Here is a 19,899-nt window from a genome sequence, read left to right on the forward strand (position 1 = left end):
CTCCCGTCGGTTCACGGCTGAAGCCGCTCCTACCGCGTTGGTCGCCCTGGCAGGAGCGGCTTCAGCCGCGATCACTCCACACGCCGGCCCCAAAAGGCCGGCTTATTCCTCGCCGCCCTCGGCCTCGACACTCTGATCGCCGTCGCCGTCCTCGACGTCCTCGGCGTCCGGGTCGACATCACCGTCCAGCTCGGGGATCCGCGCCAGCCCGGACAGGGCCTCGCCCTCGCCCAGCCGGATCAGCCGCACGCCCTGGGTGTTGCGGCCCAGGTGGCTGACTTCGTCCACGCGGGTGCGCACCAGGGTGCCCTGGTTGGAAATCAGCATCACGTCCTCGCCGCCGAACACCTGGGTGGCGCCCACCAGCGGCCCGTTGCGCTCATTGACCACCATGCCGATCACGCCCTGGGTACCGCGGCCCTTGGTGGGGAACTCGCTCAGGTCGGTGCGCTTGCCGTAGCCGTTCTCGGAGGCCGCCAGCATCTGGCCGCCCTCCTGGGGCACGATCAGGGCGATCACCTTCTCGCCCTCAGCCAGTTTCATGCCACGCACGCCCCGGGCGATGCGGCTCATCACCCGCACCCGGGATTCCTGGAAGCGCACCACCTTGCCGTTGCCGGCCACCAGCACCACGTCCTCGTGGCCTTGGGTGACGGCCACGTTGACCAGATCCTCGCCGTCCTGCAGCCGCACCGCGATCAGGCCGCTGCTGCGCGGCCGGGCGAAGCGCGCCAGCTCGGTGCGTTTGACCACCCCGCTGGAGGTGGCCATGAAGATAAAGGGCCCGTTCACCGCCGGGGCTTCCACCTCGGCCTCACCGCCCTCCAGGTCGTCGGCCACTTCCACGGCGTCCGCTTCGTTTTCGTCCTCGTCGTCACCGCCGGCGGCCTGCTGGCGCACCTGCTCCGCGTCCAGGCGCAGGATCGCGGTGATCCGTTCCTCGGGCTTGAGCGCCGGGATCAGGTTGACGATGGGCTTGCCCCGGGAGGCGCGGCCGCCCTGGGGCAACTCGAACACGCGCAACCAGTACACCTTGCCCACATTGGTGAAGCACAGCAGGGTGTCGTGGGTGCCGGCCACCAGCAGCTGCTCCACGTAGTCCTCGTCCTTGAGCTGGCCGGCGGACTTGCCGCGCCCGCCACGCTTCTGGGCGCGGTAGGTGTCGATCGGCTGAATCTTGGCGTAGCCGCCGTGGCTGAGGGTCACCACCACGGTTTCCTCGGCGATCAGGTCTTCCATGCTCAGGTCCAGACGGGAAGTCTGGATCTCGCTGCGACGCTCGTCGCTGTATTCGGCGCGAATCGCGTTGAGCTCGTCGCGGATCACCTGCATCAGGCGCTGGGGATCGGCCAGGATCAGCATCAGCTCGCGGATCTGCTCCAGCAGTTCCTGGTAATCGGTGATCAGCTTTTCCCGTTCCAGGCCGGTCAGTTTCTGCAGGCGCAGATCGAGAATCGCCTGGGCCTGTTCCGGGCTCAGGTAATAAAGGCCGTCGCGCATGCCGTAGTGGTCGTCGAGACCGTCCGGGCGCGCCGCGTCCTCGCCGCCGGCCCGCTCCAGCATGGCGGTCACGTCACCGGGCTGCCAGCCGCGGCCGAGCAGCTTCTCCTTGGCCTCGGCGCCGCTGGGCGAGGCCTTGATCAGCTCGATCACCGGATCGATGTTGGCCAGCGCCACCGCCAGACCTTCCAGCTGATGGGCTTTCTCGCGGGCCTTGCGCAGTTCGTAGACGGTGCGCCGGGTGACCACCTCGCGGCGGTGACGCAGGAAGGCGTCGAGCAGCTCGCGCAGGTTCAGGGTCTTGGGCTGGCCGTCCACCAGGGCCACGGTGTTGATGCCGAACACCGATTCCATCTGGGTCTGCTGATAGAGGTTGTTGAGCACCACCTCGGCGTTCTCGCCCCGGCGCAGCTCGATCACCACCCGCATGCCCTGCTTGTCGGACTCGTCGCGCAGCTCGGTGATGCCCTCGATCTTCTTGTCCTTGACCAGCTCGGCGATCTTCTCGATCAGCCGCGCCTTGTTCACCTGGTAGGGCAGCTCATGGATGATGATCGCTTCCTTGCCGCCCTTGTCCATCTGCTCGATGTCGGCGCGGGCACGCACATAGATGCGGCCCCGGCCGGTGCGGTAGGCCTGCACGATGCCGGCGCGGCCGTTGATGATGCCGGCGGTGGGGAAGTCCGGGCCCTTGATGTATTCCATCAGGTCGTCCGGGGTCAGGCTGTCGTCGTCGATCAGCGCCAGGCAACCGTCGATCACCTCGCCCAGGTTGTGCGGCGGGATATTGGTGGCCATGCCCACGGCGATGCCGGAGGAGCCGTTGACCAGCAGGTTCGGCACACGGGTGGGCATCACGTCGGGGATGCGCTCGGTGCCGTCGTAGTTGTCGACGTAATCGACGGTTTCCTTGTCCAGGTCGGCGAGCAGCTCGTGGGCGATCTTGGACATGCGCACTTCGGTGTACCGCATGGCCGCCGCCGAGTCGCCGTCGATGGAGCCGAAGTTGCCCTGCCCGTCCACCAGCATGTAGCGCAGCGAGAACGGCTGCGCCATGCGCACGATGGTGTCGTACACGGCGGAATCACCGTGGGGGTGGTATTTACCGATAACGTCGCCGACCACGCGGGCGGATTTCTTGTACGGTTTGTTCCAGTCGTTGCCCAGTTCGTGCATCGCGAACAGCACCCGGCGGTGCACCGGCTTGAGGCCGTCACGCACATCCGGCAGGGCCCGTCCGATGATCACGCTCATGGCGTAATCCAGGTACGACTGCCTGAGTTCGTCCTCGATATTGACGGGTGTGACTTCTTTGGCGAGGTCCGTCATGGCGTTCCTTTATAAGAGTCCAGGTACAGTCCGGAAAGCCCCGGATCATAGCACAGCGGCGACTGGCCGGGCGATACGGGCGGCGCGCCGCCGGATACAGGATGCAGGAAGCAGGATACAGGCGCGTGGTCGGGTGGCGGCGAGCCTCTGGCACCGGGCTCCGCGCTGCAAGGCCAGGTTCACGACCAGCATGAACCCGCGGGCTCGGCGCCTCGGTCGGCACGGCTCCGTCCGCGCCTGCATCCTGCATCCTGTATCCTGTAACGCCGCGCGGCTATACTCGCGGCCTGACCGAACAGGGAGCCTTGCATGAGCGACAATCACGCGGATCTGATCATCCAGGCCCGCTGGGTGGCCCCGGTGGCCCCCGCCGACGCCGGCGTGCTCGCCGACCACGCTCTGGTGGTGCGCGACGGCGTCATCGCCGATTTACTGCCCACCGCCCTGGCCGCCCAGAAATGGACCGCCACGGACACCGTCACCCTGGACCGCCACCTGCTGATCCCAGGGCTGATCAACGCCCACACCCACGCCGCCATGAACCTGTTTCGCGGCCTGGCCGACGACCTGCCGCTGATGACCTGGCTGGAGCAGCATGTGTGGCCCGCCGAGGGCCGCTGGGTGGGCGAGGAGCATTTCGTCCGTGACGGCGCCCGGCTGGCGGCGGCGGAGATGATCCGCTCCGGCACCACCTGCTTCGGCGACATGTATTTCTTCCCGGAAACCACCGCCCGGGTGGCCATGGAGGCGGGCCTGCGCGCCGCCCTGTTCGCGCCGATCCTGGACTTCCCCACCCCCGCCGGGGACGGGCCCGACGACTATCTGAGCCAGGCCACCCGGGCCGCCGACAACTGGCGCCACGAGCCGCGCCTGACCATCGGCTTCGGCCCCCACGCCCCCTACACCGTGTCCGACGGACCGCTACAGAAGATCCTCACCCTGGCGGAAGAACTGGATGCCCCGGTGATGATGCACGTGCACGAAACCGCCGGCGAGATCCACTCGGCGGTGGAAGCCACCGGCGAGCGGCCGCTGACCCGGCTCAAGCAGCTGGGCCTGCTCAGCCCGCGCCTGATGGCGGTGCACATGACCCAGCTGCTGGACGAGGAAATCCAGTGGCTGGTGGACACCGGCACCCAGGTGGTGCACTGCCCGGAATCCAACCTCAAGCTGGCCAGCGGCTTCTGCCCCGTGCACAAGTTGCTGGAGGCCGGCGTCAACGTGGCCCTGGGTACCGACGGCGCCGCCAGCAACAACGACCTGGACATGATCGGCGAAATGCGCACCGCCGCCCTGCTGGCCAAGGGCGTGAGCCTGCGCGCCGAGGCGGTGTCCGCCGCCACCGCCCTGCGCATGGCCACCCTCAACGGCGCCCGCGCCCTGGGCCTGGAGGAGCGCACCGGCTCCCTGGAGCCGGGCAAGCAGGCGGACATGATCGCCGTGGACCTGAGCGCCCTGGAGACCCAGCCGGTCTATGACCCGGTGGCGCAGCTGGTGTACGCCGCCACCCGCGACCAGGTCACCCACAGCTGGGTGGCCGGCCGCTGCCTGATGCGGGACCGCCAGCTGACCACCCTGAACGCCGCCCTGATCGCCAAGAACGCCGGCGAATGGCGGGAAAGGATCGCCCGGGACACCCCTTCACCGGAGGACGAGCAATGAGCCAAGCCAACGTCGACAGCGCCGAAATCGCCAAATTCAACGCCCTGGCGGAACGCTGGTGGGATCCGAATTCCGAGTTCCGGCCGCTCCACGAGATCAATCCGCTGCGCCTCAACTACATCGACGAGCGCCTCAGTCTGCCCGGCAAGAAGGTGATCGATATCGGCTGCGGCGGCGGTCTGCTCTCCGAGGGCATGGCCCGACGCGGCGCCCGGGTCACCGGCATCGATCTGGGTGAGGCGCCGCTGGCGGTGGCCCGGCTGCACGCGGAACAGAGTGGCCAGGAGGTGGAATACCGGCAGATCGCCGCCGAGGACATCGCCGCCGAGCGGGCCGGCCAGTACGACGCCGTCACCTGCCTGGAGATGCTGGAACACGTGCCCGACCCGTCTTCGGTGATCCGCGCCTGCGCCACCCTGGTGAAGCCCGGCGGCCAGGTGTTCTTCAGCACCATCAACCGCAACCCCAAGGCGTTCCTGTTCGCCATCGTCGGCGCCGAGTACGTGCTGCGCCTGCTGCCCCGGGGCACCCATGAATACGCCAAGCTGATCCGCCCCTCGGAGCTGGCCGGCTGGGCCCGGGACGCCGGCCTGGAGGTGCGCGACACCACCGGCATGACCTATAACCCCCTGACCCAGGTGTACAAACTCAACCGGGATGTATCGGTGAACTACCTGATGCACGCGGTGCGCCATGCTTGAGGCGGTGTTTTTCGACCTGGACGGCACCCTGGTGGACACCGCGCCGGACTTTTACGTGGTGCTCAACCAGGTGCTGGAGGCCAACGGCCGCCCCACGGTGAGCTACGCGGCGGTGCGCGCCACCGTATCCAACGGCGCCCGGGCGCTCACCGAACTGGGCTTCGGCCTGGCCCCCGGCGAGCCCGGCTTCGACGACTATCTGGACCAGCTGCTGGCCGCCTACGGCCGGCGCCTGGACGTGGACACGGTGCTGTTCGACGGCATGGCCGAGTCCCTCGACTGGCTGGACCGCCAGGGCCTTCCCTGGGGCGTGGTCACCAACAAGCCGGAGCGCTTTACCCGACCGGTGCTGGCCGGCCTGGGCCTGCTTGACCGGTCGGTGGCGGTGATCTGCCCGGATCAGGTGCGCGAGCGCAAGCCGGACCCGGAAGGCCTGCTGATGGCCGCCACCGCCGCCGGCGCCAACCCCACCCATTGTCTGTACGTGGGCGACCACCTGCGCGATATTCAAGCCGGCATCAACGCCAAAATGCGCACCGCCACCGCCGCCTTCGGCTATGTGGATCCGGACGACAACCCGCGCGCCTGGGCGGCGGATTATTATCTGGAACGGGGCGATGAGCTGCTGCCCCTGTTGCAACGCCTGACGCAGTAAAGAAGGACACCGGTATGGACATCAAAGCGATCAATGACCGCGCCGTGGGCTATCAGTGCGCCCCGGACGCCTTCAACAACCGCGTGATCCTGGTCACCGGCGCCGGCGCCGGCATCGGCCGCGCGGTGGCGCTGGCCCTGGCCGCCCACGGCGCCACCGTGATCCTGCTGGGCCGCACCCAGGCCAAGCTGGAAGCGGTGTACGACCAGATCAAGGCCGCCGGCGGCGCCGAGCCGGCCCTGGCGCCGGTCAATATGGAAGTGGCGCGCCCGGAGGACTACCGGGAACTGGCCAATCTGTTCGACAAGGAATTCGGCCGTCTCGACGGGGTGCTGCACAACGCCTCCGTGCTCGGCGACCTGACGCCGCTGGACCGCTATGGCGCCGACACCTGGGATTCGGTGATGCGCGTCAACGTCAACGGCGCCTTCTATCTGACCCAGGCGCTGCTGCCGCTGCTGCGCCACAGCGAGGACGGGCGCATCCTGTTCACCTCATCCAGCGTGGGCCGCCGGGGCCGTGCCTTCTGGGGCGCCTACGCGGCCTCCAAGGCGGCCACCGAAAATCTCGCCCAGACCCTGGCGGACGAACTGGAAAACACCAGCCGCATCCGCACCAACACCATCAACCCCGGCGCCACCCGCACCGACATGCGCGCCCTCGCCTACCCCGGCGAGGACCCGGCCACCCTGAAAACCCCGGCGCAGATCGTGGCGCCGTATTTGTTTTTGCTGGGCCCGGACAGCGCCGACGTCAACGGCGTCTCACTGGACGCGCAACCGAAATAAGCGCCCCGTCCGATTGTAGGAGCGGCTTCAGCCGCGATCAGCGTCGGTGCCACCGGCATCGCGGCTGAAGCCGCTCCTACAACGATACTGGTGCCGGCCATCCGCCTTTGACTCCCGCGCCATTCCCTTCCGTCCTACCGGCATCTTCACTGCCCGGGTGGCGTGCTTTACTCCCTTTATTACCCTCTAAAAACAACAGCAGGGATTATTATGCGCCGATTTTTTCTCATTATTTTTGCAATGGTATTCACCGCTTTTTGCGCGGTGAGCGCGCAGGAGCTGCGTCTTACCAATGAGCAGCGCGCGGCCATGGAAAAACTGCTGCCCGGGGTCACCATCGATGATCGACTGGTAAAAGGGCTCTCGGATATTTTCTATTCCCGGGACATGCCGGTGCGGGTGCGCCTCAAGGCCATCGCCAAGCTGGTGGGCATCGACCAGATGCCGCCGGGTACCGCCCTGAGCCGCAAAATCTGTATCTGGGACATCGCCGGCCGCGCCGGCCCGGTGTTCCAGGCGGCCATGGACCAGCGCGCCCTGGCCATGGAGTACGGCGTCAATCTGGAAATGGTGCCGTTCACCAACGAGACCGTGATGGTGGAGGAGCTCAAGGCGGGCCGCTGCGACGCGGCGCTGATGAGCGGCTTCCGCGCCCGCCTGTTCAACAAGTACACCGGCACCATCGATTCCATCGGCGGCGTGCCGGACAACCAGCACATGCGCACCCTGCTGCAGGTGCTCGCCCACCCCAGCCAGGCGGACAAGATGGTGCAGGGCGAGTACGTGATCATGGGCATGTTCTCCGGCGGCGGCGTGCACATCTTCGTCAACGACAAACAGATCAGTTCCCTGGCCAAGGCCGCCGGCAAGAAAGTGGCGGTGCTCGACTACGACCAGACCCAGGCGGAAATGGTGGCCGGCATCGGCGCCACGCCGGTGCCCTCCGACATCGTCAGCGCCCCCAACAAGTTCAACAACGGCGTGGTGGACATTCTCGCCGCGCCGCTGGTGGCCTATGAGCTGCTGGAGCTCTACAAGGGCATGGAGCCCAAGGGCGGCATCGTCGACTACCCCATCGCCCAGCTCAGCATGCAGCTGGTGGGCCGGCTGGATAAATTCCCCAACGAAATCGCCCAGCTGATCCGGGAGGCGTCGTTCGAGGCCTACGATCAGGTGCGCGAGCGGGTCAAGGTGGAGGAAGACCGGGTGCCGAAACGCTGGTGGATCCATATCCCCGACGACGAGCGCCGCGTCTACGAGAGCATGATGCAGGACGCCCGCGACGTGCTCCGCAAGGAAGGCTACTACAGCGGCGACATGCTGGATCTGCAGAAGCGCATCCGCTGCAAGTTCGACGGGTCCCGGGGTGAGTGCGCCGGCGCGGGGGGCAATGGATGAAAGCGCTTCCCCTCTCCACCCTGCTGATCCTGGTCGCGGCCCTGGCCGGTCCGCTGGCCGGGTCCGCCGGCGCTGACGAGCGCCCGCTGCGCGAACGCCTGGCCGACCGGCGCAACGTGGACATCTGCATCTGGGATCTGGTCGGCCGCCACGGCCCGATCTTCACCGCCGCCCAGGACCAGACCACCCGCTTCCTCCAGTACGGCATCACCGTCAACCTGGAGCCCTACACCAACGAGGCGGTGATGGTGGAGGAACTCAAGGCCGGCCGCTGCGACGCCGCCCTGATGACCGGCATGCGCGCGCGCCTGTTCAACCAGTACACCGGCACCATCGATTCCATCGGCGGCCTGCCCACCCAGGAGCACCTGCGCATGCTGCTCAAGGTGCTGGCCGATCCGCGCTCGGCGCCGCGCATGACCCAGGGCGAGTACGTGATCCTGGGCGTGGCGCCCGCCGGCGGCGCCTACATCTTCGTCAACGACAAGCGCATCAATACCCTGGGCAAGGCCGCCGGCAAGAAGGTGGCGGTGCTGGACTACGATCCGGTGCAGGCGGAAATGGTCGGCGACCTGGGCGCCGCGCCGGTGCCCACCGACATCGTCCACGCCCCGGGCCTGTTCAACAACGGCGTGGTGGACGTGCTGGCCGCGCCGCTGGCCGCCTACCAGCTGATGGAGTTGTACAAGGGCATGGACCCGGACGGCGGCATCATCGACTACCCGCTGGCGCAGATCACCCTGCAGCTGGTGGGCCACAAGGACCGGGTCAGCCCGGAGCTCGCGCAGATTACCCGGGAGCTGTTCTTCCAGAGCTACGACGACTTCCTGGGCCGGGTACGCCAGGAAACCAAGGTGGTGCCCCAACACTGGTTCGTGACCATCCCCGACGAGGACAAGCGGGAGTACGAGGTGATGATGCGCGAGGCGCGTCAGGAGTTGCGTGAGCGCGGCTACTACAGCGCCGACATGCTGGCGCTGCAGAAGAAGATCCGCTGCAAGCTGGATAACACCCGCGCGGAATGTTCCGCCCCCGTCCAATAAAAGCCGACCGCCTAAATCGCGGTCGAACGACCGCTCCTACAATGGGTTATCCCGGTCGGATCGTAGGAGCGGACCTCCGACCGCGATCCCCCGCCCCGCTCAATGCAGCGGTTCGTCGCTGCCCGGCAACTGGTCCAGGGCGCCGAACATGTCCACGCGGCCGTCGCTGAACATGTCCAGCTCCGGGGCCAGCGCCTGCACATAGCGATCAAAATACAGAAACTGCTTGAGCAGCAACGCGAACTCCCGGGGGAAACGGATGCCGTGGCCCTCGCCGATGCGCACCAGATCGGTGAGCAACTGGTTGACCTCCCGGTCGTTGCGGTCCGCCTGCACCAGGGAACTGGCGTCCACGTCGGTGAGCCGTTCCTGCAGGGCGCCGATATCCCGGGCCAGGGCCGCCACGTCCACTTCTTCCCGGGTCATGCCGACCATGGCCATGGCCCGCGCCATGCCGTCCACGTCACCGTGGCCGATGGCCTCGAACAGCTCCATCATGCCGGCCCAGGTCTCGCGGCGGATGCGCCCGACCATGCCGAAGTCGATAAAGCCCACGCGCCCGTCTTCCAGCAGCATCAGATTGCCGGCGTGCAGGTCCGCGTGGAAGAAATCGCAAAGCATCAGGCTGGAGAACCAGGTGTTGAGCGCGGTGATCAGGGTGCCCGCCGGGTCGTCGGTGTAGGCGCGCAGCACCTCCAGGTCGGTGAGCGGCACGCCGTGGAAGCGTTCCATGGTCAGCACCCGGGCGGTGGTATGGGTGCCCACCGGACGGGGCGCCACCACCGCGGTGTTGCCGCTTTCCGCCAGGAACCGGTTGAACGCCTCCAGATTGCGGGCTTCCTGCAGAAAGTCGCACTCCTCCAGCATGCCCGCCTGCAATTCCTCGATCACCCCGGACAGGGCCGACCGGGACAGGCCCGGCGCCAGGGATTCCACCACCCGCGCCGAGAAATAGAGAAAGTTGAAGTCGGTGAGCAGCACATGGCGTACGCCGGGCCGCTGCACCTTGATCACCACCTCGGCGCCGTTGTGCAGCCGCGCGGCGTGCACCTGGGCGATGGAGGCGCTGGCCAGTGGCTGGGGGTCCACCCATTCATACAGGGCGCTCAGCGGCTGGCCCAGTTCCCGCTCCACGGTGTCGCGAATGTAGTGGAACGGCATCGGCGGGGTGCGATCCAGGCACTTCTGGAACTCGCTGACGTACTCCTCGGGGAACAACGACGGGGAACTGGCGATGAACTGACCCAGCTTGATGTAGGTGGCGCCCAGGGACTCGAAGGTGCGCCGCAGCCGCACCGGCAGCTCGTCGCGGTCGCCGAGCAGCCAGCCCATGCCCTGGCGGCCGACCACCCCCACCGTTTCCATCACGCGCAGAGCGCCACGGGCGGTATTGCGCATCAGCGCCAGCCCTTCCCGTTCCCGGGTCAGGTCGCCGCGCGCCGCCTTCAGGGTGGATTCCTTGGTCATGTGTACTCCGTTCAGTTACCGATCCGCTCGTCGATGTCGTCCTCCTTTTTATTGTTTTTCGGACAGCTCTTTCGAAAACAGGCGTTCACCGCCTCACGGCCGCCCCCGCCTTCCGCCAACGCCTTGAAAATCAAGGCATACAGCCCGCCTGCCCGGCCGGTTCCATGAAGGCATTGACTATTTTGACAGTAGAGCCGAGACGCAGGGTCATTATCACCGGCGTGCCGCAAAACGATGATCTCAAGGCTAGCATCATGTTTGTAATGACTTACAGGCATTTATGTAATTGGCGCTTGTGCCAACTCAGAGCCTTTCTGTAATGTTGCCCGCGCCGAGAGAACAATAAAAAGGAGCTCATGGAATGCGTTCTCTACTCGATAAGATCATCCGTTCCTCGCGTCTTGTGCTGGCGGGGGGGATGGTTGTCGCGCTCTCCGGCTGTGCCATGATCTGGAAAAGCACCGGTGACATCCTGGTCACCTTCGGTGAAGCCGAAATGGCCCCCTATCTGTTTACCTACGACGATATCCGCATGGGCTGCATGACCGGCGAGGCACAGACTCCGCTGCTCATGTCCTTCGCCGAGGTCGGCTCCTGGCCCGAAAAACTGGGTGTGCTCACCTTCACCACCGCCGCCGTGTGCATGCAGCAGGAGGCTCTCGAGCAGGAACTGCGTTACCACCGCGAAGTCCGCGCCGGCAACGTGGCCAGCGCCCAGGACGCCCGCATCGCCCAGAAGCGCCTTTCCGCGGTCGCCGCCAAGCGGCTGTACAAGGCCTACACCCTGATGAACGAGAAGTTCGGTCCGCTGGAAGAGGGTCAGTGCCCCTACCTGCGCAAGGACCTGGATGAACTGGTGTGGCTGGTCGGCAACATCTCCGGCGTGCAGGCCCTGGTCGCCGATGGCGCCGCCGACGGCACCGTGGGCGTGCCCCGCGACATCGTCGCCAAGGTCGAGCGCCGCATGAAGTGCCTGGACAACGAGAAATGGTGGGGGGCGCCCATGGGCGTGCGCGCCACCATCTGGTCGATCCTGCCGCAGCTGGCTCCGGAAGGCGCCGAGCCGTGGAAGGTTCTGCACGAGTCCGAGCAGATGGGCTTCGAGAAGGGCGTCCGCCTGGGCAGCGCCTTCTACGCCATGAGCGCCTACAGCAAGGGTGACAACGAGCGCCTGCGCGACGCGATCCGCAACTTCGCCGCCAACGACGACAACGTGGATCCGGACTACCTCATGATGGACACCATCGCCGGCGTGCTGGTCACCGGCCTGTCCGACCTGCTGTGGACCGAGAACACCGGCAAGCGTACCCCGATCGGCGCCCTCGGCACCTTCTGGGATGACGAGGCCGATGAGCCCGAAGTGAACATCGACGACCTGCTTTAATCCGCACCGTGAAGGCGGGACCACCCCGAGCCGGTCCCGCCTTATTCCAAGAAGTATTCGCAAGGAGATACCGTGATGCGCGTTTTCAAGACTTTCGCCCTGGCCGCGGTGGCCTCGCTGGGCCTGAGCGCCCTGTCCCCGGCCCAGGCGGCGGTGGAACGCAGCCTGTGCGTGTTCGACATCATTGGCGCCAACGGTGACGTGTTCAACGTCATGAAGGACCTCAAAACCCAGGCGTCCGGGTGGGGCGTCGACCTGAAGCTCAAACCCTATACCGACGAGAAAATCGCCGCCGAGGACCTGAAAGCCGGTCAGTGCGACGGCGCGGTGCTCACCGGCCTGCGGGTTCGTCAGTTCAACAGCTATGCGGGCAGCATGGAAGCCATCGGCGCCATCCCCACCTACAAGGAACTGAAAACGGTGATGCAGGTGCTGTCCAGCGACGCGCCGTCCATTACCGAAAAAATGAGAACCGGCAACTACGCCATGGGCGGCATGATTCCCATGGGCGCCGCCTATCTGTTCGTGAAGGATAAGGAAATCGATACCGTCGGTGAGCTGTCCGGCAAATCCATCTCGGTAATGGAATACGATCCGGCCCAGGCGGAAATGGCGTCCAAGGTGGGCATGTCTCCGGTGCTTTCGGACATCACCAACTTCGCCGGCCGCTTCAACAACAACTCCGTGGACATCTGCTTCGCGCCGGTGGTGGCCTACTCCGCCCTGGAACTGTACAAGGGCATGCAGCCGGACGGCGGCATCATTCGCTACACCCTGGGCATGCTGACCACCCAGATCGTGCTGCGCGCCGACCGTTTCCCGGATGGCTTCGACCAGAAGTCCCGTGAGTTCATGTTCAGCCAGTTCGACCGCGCCATGAACGTGATCCGCAACGCGGAAAACGAAGTGGACAAGAAGTGGTGGATCGACATCCCCGAGCAGGACAAGCTGCGCTACGACGAAATGCTCCGCGAAGCGCGTCTGGAAATGACCGAGGACGGTATCTACAACAAGGACCTGATTTCCCTGCTCAAGAAAGTACGTTGCAAGTACGAGCCCTCCCGGGCCGAGTGCACCCTGTGATCCGTTGACACGATCGCCAACCGCGGGGCCCTTCCGGGCCCCGCATTTCTGTCCCCTCCGCGCCCCTTTTTGCCGCTCCTTCGGCGATGAACCAGTAACCGGGTGATAAATGGAAAAACCAACCTTTACCGTGGCCAGACGTTCGGCCGGCGAGTGGCTCTCGTCGCTGCCGACGCTTTTTATTTTGCTGATCGTGATTTTTCTTTCTTCCGGTCAGATTATTCATTCCCAGCTTTTGAAAATCGGCGAAGCCACCTGGGATGAATACTTCCTGCTCAGGGGGGCCGGCATGGTGGCCGAACCCACCTGCAATCCAGACCCGGACATCAACCAGCGCGTGCGCGAAGTGGTCGAGCAGCGCCAGGCCGAGGCCGACGATCCGCTGGCGGACATCCTCGGCGGTTCCGAGGTGGACGAAGACGCCATCCGCCAGTCCCTGGAGGCCTCCCGCGCCAACTGCCGCGCCAAATGGATGCGCTACGAAACCGTGCAGGAGAAGGTCACCCCCGGAGTGATCGCGTTCCGCAACATCGAAGGCGGCGTGGCCAGCGTGGTCTCGACCCTCGGCGACTACAAACGGCTGCTGTTGTGTCTGCTGGTGATCATCTGCGCCGCCACCGCCACGCTCGCCCGGCACCACATCGCCCTGCGGCCGCCCCGAACCCGCAAGGACCACTATGTATCCACCCTTGCCCAGCTGACCGCCAATACCCTGCTTCTGATGTCGGCGGCGGTATATCGCAGTGAGGACGCCCAGGCCATGGCTTCCGGCGTCACCGTGGGCAATTTCTATTTGCACGCCTTCTGGATGGCGGGCTTCGCGCTGCTGACCGCCGCCTCCCTGTTTCAGTTGATCCGACCGCCCAAGGATCTCGAGGACGGCGGTTCCTGGCCCAAGGCACTGCTGACCATTCCGCTGTACACCTTTATGTGTCTGACCGCGTCGGCGCAGTTCATCAGCCAGGGCTACTACCACGGCATCAGCGTTTATCTGAACATGATGATGGAACTGTCCACCCTGTTCCTGAACCTGGCCCTGTACATCTGGATCGGCATGCTGCTCAAGCAGACCAAGCTGGCCCACCTGGTGTTCGACGTGCTGCGGCCCTGGAAAATGTCGCCGGAGCTGATGTGCTTCGTGGTGCTGGCCGTGGCCGCTATTCCCACCGCCTACACCGGTGCGTCGGGCATCTTCGTGATCGCCGCCGGCGCCACCATCTACCAGGAACTGATCCGCGTGGGGGCGCGCAAGCAACTGGCCCTGGCCGCCACCGCCATGTCCGGGTCCATGGGCGTGGTACTGCGTCCCTGTCTGCTGGTGGTGATCATCGCCGCGCTCAACAAGAGCGTGACCACCGCCGAACTGTTCGCGTCGGGCTACAAGATTTTCTTCCTGAGTCTGTTCCTGTTCTTTATCTACAGCCAGTTCGCGCGCACCACGCCGGCGCGCATCGCGCCGTTCTCCGAGGCCCTGTCCCGCAGTCTCAAGCGCCTGGTCCCGCTGATGCCCTATGGCATCATCGTTGGCGCCGTGCTGGTGATGTTCAGCGACCTTCTGGGTCGTCACCTGGACGAATTTTCCGCGCCCATCATCCTGCCTGTGATGCTGCTCGCGGTGCTGCTGTTCGAGAAGCTGAGCCGTCACCTGCTGCATCTGTTCAGTCTGTTCCTGGCGGTGATGCTGGTGCTGTCGTTCATGGGCATCTGGGAAGGCTACCAGGTGCTGACCAGTGGCAACGTGCCCGCCAGCATTTCACCCGCGGAACTGGAAGACGTGCTGTGGGGCGAGTTCTGGCGTGATCTGGTGCTGGGCGCCTTCCTGGTCATCCATTATCTGGTCAGGACCGGCGATCAGGACCCTCACTACAAGCCTGAGGCGGGCGTTTCGGAGAAAATGGAAGGCGCGCTGCGCCTGGCCACCAACGAGACCACCGGCCACATCGGTGCCCTGCTGATGCTGATGGCCCTGTCGGTGAGCACCGGCGGCATCATCGAACGCTCCGGCGTCCTGGAGATGTTGCCGGAGACCTTCTCCTCCATCTGGATCGCGATGACCATTCTGGTGGTGACCATGGTGATCATCGGCATGTTCATGGACCCCTATGGCGCGGTGATCCTGGTCAATGCCACCATCGCCCAGGTCGCCTTCGACAACGGCATCGCGCCACTGCACTTCTGGATGATCACGCTGGTGGCCTTCGAGCTGGGCTATCTGACCCCGCCGGTGGCGCTCAACCACCTGCTGACACGGCAGGTGGTCGGCGACGACGAGGTGGAAAGCGCCAAACTCACCACCGGCAGCTTCTTCCGTCGCTACGAGAAGTTCATCCTGCCGATCGCGGTGATGCTGACCGCGCTGCTGATGGTGTCCTTCCTGCCGCTGATCTCCGACGGCCTGCACGAGTGGCTGTTCCAGAAGATCCAGGCGGGCTGATCACCGCGCCAGCAAGAAAAAAGCGGGCTTCGGCCCGCTTTTTTTGTGCCCCGGATCAGAACCGGTACCGGCCCTGGTCGATGCCCTGCTGGATGTCCGGTGTCAGCGGCTGGTAGGTGCGCTCGCCGGGCAGTAACACGTAAACCGGATCGTCCACCTTCGCCAGATCGTACTTTTCTTCCTTGAGCGTGTTCTTCTGGTGTTTGAAGGTGCCGGTGGTTTGCACGCCGCCCTGGATCACGCGCAAGAACACCGGCACCGCGAACGGCGGCAGCGCCCGTTGCAGGGCCCGGGTAAACGCCACCCAGTCCACTTCCTCATGGGGACGATCCAGGCGCAGCTGCGCCATGCCGGCGCGGCCGTCCGTGCCGGGGATCTCCACCCCGTAGACCACGGACTCCACCACCGGCCCGCTGTCATCCAGCATCTGTTCCACCTCGGTGGTGGAGACGTTCTCACCTTTCCAGCGAAAGGTGTCCCCCAGACGATCCACGAACTGGGCGTGGCGGAAACCGATATCACGCATCATATCGCCGGTGTTGAACCAGGCGTCGCCTTTCTTGAACACGTCGCGGAAGATCGCTTTTTCGGTTTTGTCCGGGTCGGTGTAGCCGTCGAACGGGGTCTTGTCGGTGATCTCGCCGAGCATCAGCCCGGCCTCGCCCCTGCCGACCCGGACCATGCGGCCGCGCCGGTCGCGCAGCGGCCGCTCCGCGTCCTTATCGTACTTGACGATGGCATAGCCCACCGGCGAAAAGCCCACCGTGTTGTCGAAGTTGAACACATTGGTGAACGCCACATTGCTTTCCGAGGCGGTGTAGAACTCGGCGATGCGGTCGATGGCGAAACGCCGCTTGAACGGCTTCCAGATGCCCGGGCGCAGACCGTTGCCGACAATGGTGTGCACCGGGTTGTCGGCGTCGTCCGGGCGCTCCGGCTGCTCGTGGAGATACCGGCAGAGCTCGCCCACGTACCCGAAGGCGGTGCAATTGTGCTTGCGCACTTCGTGCCAGAAGCGGCTGGCGGAAAAACGTCGCGCCAGGACCAGGCCGCCGCGGGCGGCGATCACCGAGGCCCAGCACACCACCAGACCGGTGGCGTGATAGAACGGCAGCGTGCAGTACAGACGATCCTGTTCGCCGAGCCGCACCGACGAATAGCCGAAGCCGCCGTAGGCCTTCTCCCAGCGGCCATGGTTGAACACCACCGCCTTGGGCAGGCCGGTGGTGCCGGAGGTGTAGATATGGAACAGCGGGTCGCGCAGAAAGGTGTGGTAGGTGCTGGCCGGATTCTCGTCGGGGCGCTCGCGGATCACCTCGGCCAGGTTCACATAACCCTCCGGCGCCTCCCCCGGATCCGCCAGGGTGTCCTGATCGGCAAAAAACAGAAAGGGACCGTCCAGCGTCAACTGCTCGCGCACCGCGCTCACCGCCGCCCGTTGCTCGGCGCCAAGGATCACCGCCTTCGGGTTCACCAGGTTGATGCTGTGTACCAGTACCTTGCCCTGCTGGGACGTATTAAGCAGCGCCGCGCACACGCCGAGCTTGGCGCAGGCGATCACGGTGGCCAGCAGCTCGGGACGATTCTCCAGGTTGACCGCCACGGTGTCGCCCTTACCCAGGCCCAGGGACGCCAGATAATGGGCAATGCGATTGGCCCACCCATTCAGCGTGCGGTAAGTGAAAGCACGCTCGTCCTGGATCAGCGCGATGCCGGCGGGATGCTCGGCGGCGGCCCGCTCGAAGGCCACGCCCAGCCCCACGGGTTTTCGGGTGTCGGTGATTTTGCTCATCCGCGATCCCTTGAGCAGCGCGGGCAGGTGGCCGATGACGTCCGGCACCCGGGTGAGCAGTTTCGGCAAGGTAATGACGTCCGAATGGCGCATCGCTTTCCCCTTGTTTTTTGTGTTGTTCTGATTCGCGTTGACTTCAGACACACGCCCGGAGGGTGGCTTCAGTCAATCCATCGCGTTGCGGTACCGAAGCCGATTCTATAGCATCGATGTTTATATTTGTACACAACGGAAAAACGCGCGACAGCGACATAATCAGGACAATAAAAACCAGAAAAGGAATCGCACCATGGAGACACGAAGCGGGGGTCTTCTTCATCGCTCTTCCCAGGAATGGCTGTCCACCCTGCCGGTATTTCTGCTGTTACTGCTGGTGGTGTTTCTCTCCTCGGGCCAGATCATTCACTCCCAGCTGCTGAAGATCGGGGAGTCCACCTGGGACGAGTATTTTCTGCTGCGCACCGCCGGATTGGTGCCACCGCCCACCTGTGAACGCGATCCGGACATCGAGGCGCGCACCGACGAGATCGTGCAACGCCGCCAGGCGGAAGCCGGCGACGACCCGCTCGCCGATATTCTCGGCGGCGGCGCCGTGGACCGGGACGCGGTGCGCCAGTCGCTGATGGCCGCCCGCGCCAACTGCCGCGCCAAATGGGACCGTTACCAGACCGTCGAGGACAAGGTCACGCCGGGGGTGGTGGCGTTCCGCAACATGGAAGGCGGCGTGGCCACGGTGGTGGCCACCCTGGGCGACTACAAACGTCTGCTGCTGGCCCTGCTGTTACTGATCTGCGCCACCACGACGACCTTCCAGCGCCACCATATTTCGCTGCGACCCTCGCGCACCCGCAAGGACCATGTGATCTCCATGGGTGCCCAGGTAATCTCCAATACCCTGCTGCTGATCTCCGCCATCGCCTACCGGGGCTCGGACCTGCGCGCCGCCAATGCCGGCGTCACCGTGGACGCGCTCTACCTGCACTGGGTATGGATCATCGGCTTCGCGGTGCTGGCGCTGGCCGCGCTCTATCAATTGCTGAAACCGCCCCGCGATCTGGAGACCGGCGGCTCCTGGGGCAAGGCGCTGCTCACCATTCCGCTGTTCAGCTTCATGTGTATTTCGGCATCGGTACAGTTCTACGGCCAGGGCTATTTCCACGGCGTCAGCGTGTACATGAACATGATGATGGAACTGTCCACCCTGTTCCTGAACCTGGCGCTGTACATCTGGATCGGCATGATGCTCAAACAGACCCGTTTGACGCACATCGTGTTCGACCTGATGCGGCCCTGGAATCTGTCGCCGGAACTGATGTGCGTGGTGGTGCTGTCGTTCGCCGCGGTGCTCACCGCCTACACCGGCGCCTCCGGGATTTTCGTGATCGCCGCCGGCGCCACCATCTATCGGGAACTGACCCGCGTGGGCGCCCGTAAGCAGCTGGCGCTGGCCGCCACCGCCATGTCCGGGTCCATGGGCGTGGTGCTGCGGCCCTGCCTGATCGTGGTGGTGATCGCCGCGCTCAACAAGAACGTGACCACCGCGGAAATGTTCTCCGCCGGCGGCAAGGTGTTCGTTCTGAGCCTGCTGGTGTTTTTCCTCTACAGCCAGTTCGCGCGCACCACCCCGGCGCGGGTGGCGCCGTTCGCCAAGGCCCTGCCCGCCAGCCTTAAACGGGCCGTGCCGCTGATGCCCTACGGCATCGTGGTGGGCGCCGTGGCGCTGTTCTTCAACGACCTGCTGGCCCGCCAGCTGGACGAGTTCTCGGCGCCCATCATTCTGCCGGTGATGCTGATCGCGATTCTGCTGTACGAAAAACTCAGCCGCCATGCGGTGCATCTTTTCGCGCTGTTCATGGTCGGCATGCTGATCAGTTCCTACCTGGGCATCTGGGAGGGCTATCAGGCGCTCAGCGGCGGCACCCTGCCCGCCGGCGTCAACGCCGGCGAACTGGAAGCGGCCCTGTGGGGGGACCTGTGGCGCAACCTGCTGTTCACCCTGTTCCTGGTGGTGCACTATCTGGTACCCACCGGCGACCAGGACCCGCACTACGCTCCGGAGGAAGGCATCTCCGAGAAGCTGGAAGGCGCCATGCGCTTCGCCACCACCGAAACCACCGGTCACATCGGCGCGCTGCTGCTGCTGATGGCCATGTCCATGGCCGCCTCCGGCATCATCGAACGTTCCGGCGTACTGGAGGCGCTGCCCAGCGCGTTCGGCTCGGTGTGGATCGCCGCCGCCTTCTTCGTGGTCGCCCTGGTGCTGGTGGGCATGTTCATCGACCCGCTGGGGGCGGTGATTCTGGTCAACGCGGCCATGGCCCCCATGGCCCAGGCCAACGGCATCAGCGCACTGCACTTCTGGATGATCGCCCTGGTGGCCTTCGAACTGGGTTATCTGACCCCGCCGGTGGCGCTCAACCATCTGCTCACCCGCCAGGTGGTGGGCGACGACGAAGTGGAAAGCGCCAAACTCAAAAGCGGCAGTTTCTTCCGCCGTTACGAGAAGTTCCTGCTGCCCATTTCGGTGATGCTCACGGTGCTGCTGATCGTCGCCTTCCTGCCGCTGTTCTCGGATAGCGTGCACGGTTGGGTGTTCCAGAAAATCCAGGCGGGCTGAGCGACGACGGAGAATGATTTCACCCGGAATATGGGCTAATCTGCCG

Annotated in this window: 13 protein-coding genes; 10 read left to right on the plus strand and 3 right to left on the minus strand. The window is 65.1% G+C overall.

Features of this window, described 5'->3' with window-relative positions; translation table 11 throughout:
* Nucleotides 1-102: 102 nt before the first annotated feature.
* Nucleotides 103-2,829, minus strand: a complete 2,727-nt coding sequence (gene gyrA / locus IM760_RS07650) for a DNA gyrase subunit A (protein ID WP_204428056.1) — start codon at nt 2,827-2,829, stop codon at nt 103-105.
* Between the two features lie 309 nt (nt 2,830-3,138).
* On the opposite strand from gyrA, the gene IM760_RS07655 reads away from it, so the two are divergent.
* The 6 genes from IM760_RS07655 to IM760_RS07680 all read left to right on the plus strand — a co-directional run bounded on the left by IM760_RS07655 (nt 3,139) and on the right by IM760_RS07680 (nt 9,076).
* On the plus strand, nt 3,139-4,491 hold the full coding sequence (locus IM760_RS07655; RefSeq protein ID WP_204428057.1) for a TRZ/ATZ family hydrolase: 1,353 nt from the start codon (nt 3,139-3,141) through the stop codon (nt 4,489-4,491).
* Complete coding sequence (gene ubiG / locus IM760_RS07660; RefSeq protein ID WP_204428058.1) at nt 4,488-5,192, plus strand: bifunctional 2-polyprenyl-6-hydroxyphenol methylase/3-demethylubiquinol 3-O-methyltransferase UbiG; 705 nt, start codon at nt 4,488-4,490, stop codon at nt 5,190-5,192. The genes IM760_RS07655 and ubiG overlap by 4 nt, the downstream gene beginning before the upstream one ends.
* Nucleotides 5,185-5,847, plus strand: coding sequence for an HAD-IA family hydrolase (locus IM760_RS07665; protein WP_204428059.1), 663 nt, complete (start codon nt 5,185-5,187; stop codon nt 5,845-5,847). The genes ubiG and IM760_RS07665 overlap by 8 nt, the downstream gene beginning before the upstream one ends.
* A 14-nt stretch (nt 5,848-5,861) precedes the next feature.
* Entirely contained in the window at nt 5,862-6,635 is a 774-nt protein-coding gene (locus IM760_RS07670) for a YciK family oxidoreductase (RefSeq protein ID WP_204428060.1), read from the plus strand.
* 240 nt (nt 6,636-6,875) lie between these two features.
* Nucleotides 6,876-8,033 (plus strand): putative solute-binding protein, encoded by a 1,158-nt coding sequence (locus IM760_RS07675; protein WP_239549676.1) that lies wholly within the window; start codon nt 6,876-6,878, stop codon nt 8,031-8,033.
* Nucleotides 8,030-9,076 carry a putative solute-binding protein gene (locus IM760_RS07680; RefSeq protein ID WP_204428062.1) on the plus strand — a complete coding sequence of 349 codons (1,047 nt, stop codon included), beginning with the start codon at nt 8,030-8,032 and terminating at the stop codon, nt 9,074-9,076. The genes IM760_RS07675 and IM760_RS07680 overlap by 4 nt, the downstream gene beginning before the upstream one ends.
* A gap of 99 nt (nt 9,077-9,175) precedes the next feature.
* Here IM760_RS07680 and IM760_RS07685 read toward each other — a convergent pair whose 3' ends face one another.
* A complete protein-coding gene (locus IM760_RS07685) occupies nt 9,176-10,543 on the minus strand; it encodes an ABC1 kinase family protein (RefSeq protein WP_204428064.1) in 1,368 nt (455 codons plus the stop codon).
* A 361-nt stretch (nt 10,544-10,904) separates the two neighbouring features.
* Between IM760_RS07685 and IM760_RS07690 the strand changes: the two genes are divergently transcribed.
* From IM760_RS07690 to IM760_RS07700, 3 genes are all read left to right on the plus strand, one after another.
* Nucleotides 10,905-11,927: a hypothetical protein gene (locus IM760_RS07690; protein ID WP_204428066.1), complete on the plus strand. Its 1,023-nt coding sequence runs from the start codon at nt 10,905-10,907 to the stop codon at nt 11,925-11,927.
* 75 nt (nt 11,928-12,002) lie between these two features.
* A complete protein-coding gene (locus IM760_RS07695; RefSeq protein WP_204428068.1) occupies nt 12,003-13,010 on the plus strand; it encodes a putative solute-binding protein in 1,008 nt (335 codons plus the stop codon).
* Between the two features lie 109 nt (nt 13,011-13,119).
* The gene (locus tag IM760_RS07700) at nt 13,120-15,444 is read left to right on the plus strand and encodes a TRAP transporter large permease subunit (RefSeq protein ID WP_204428070.1); all 2,325 of its coding nucleotides are present in this window, start codon (nt 13,120-13,122) and stop codon (nt 15,442-15,444) included.
* A gap of 55 nt (nt 15,445-15,499) precedes the next feature.
* On the opposite strand, the gene IM760_RS07705 is transcribed toward IM760_RS07700, so the two are convergent.
* Nucleotides 15,500-17,329: a long-chain-acyl-CoA synthetase gene (locus tag IM760_RS07705; RefSeq protein ID WP_204428072.1), complete on the minus strand. Its 1,830-nt coding sequence runs from the start codon at nt 17,327-17,329 to the stop codon at nt 15,500-15,502.
* 196 nt (nt 17,330-17,525) lie between these two features.
* On the opposite strand from IM760_RS07705, the gene IM760_RS07710 reads away from it, so the two are divergent.
* Entirely contained in the window at nt 17,526-19,853 is a 2,328-nt protein-coding gene (locus IM760_RS07710) for a TRAP transporter large permease subunit (RefSeq protein WP_204428073.1), read from the plus strand.
* Nucleotides 19,854-19,899: the final 46 nt, after the last annotated feature.

The sequence above is a fragment of the Alloalcanivorax marinus genome, assembly GCF_016906305.1.
In the GTDB taxonomy this organism is placed as follows: domain Bacteria; phylum Pseudomonadota; class Gammaproteobacteria; order Pseudomonadales; family Alcanivoracaceae; genus Alloalcanivorax; species Alloalcanivorax marinus.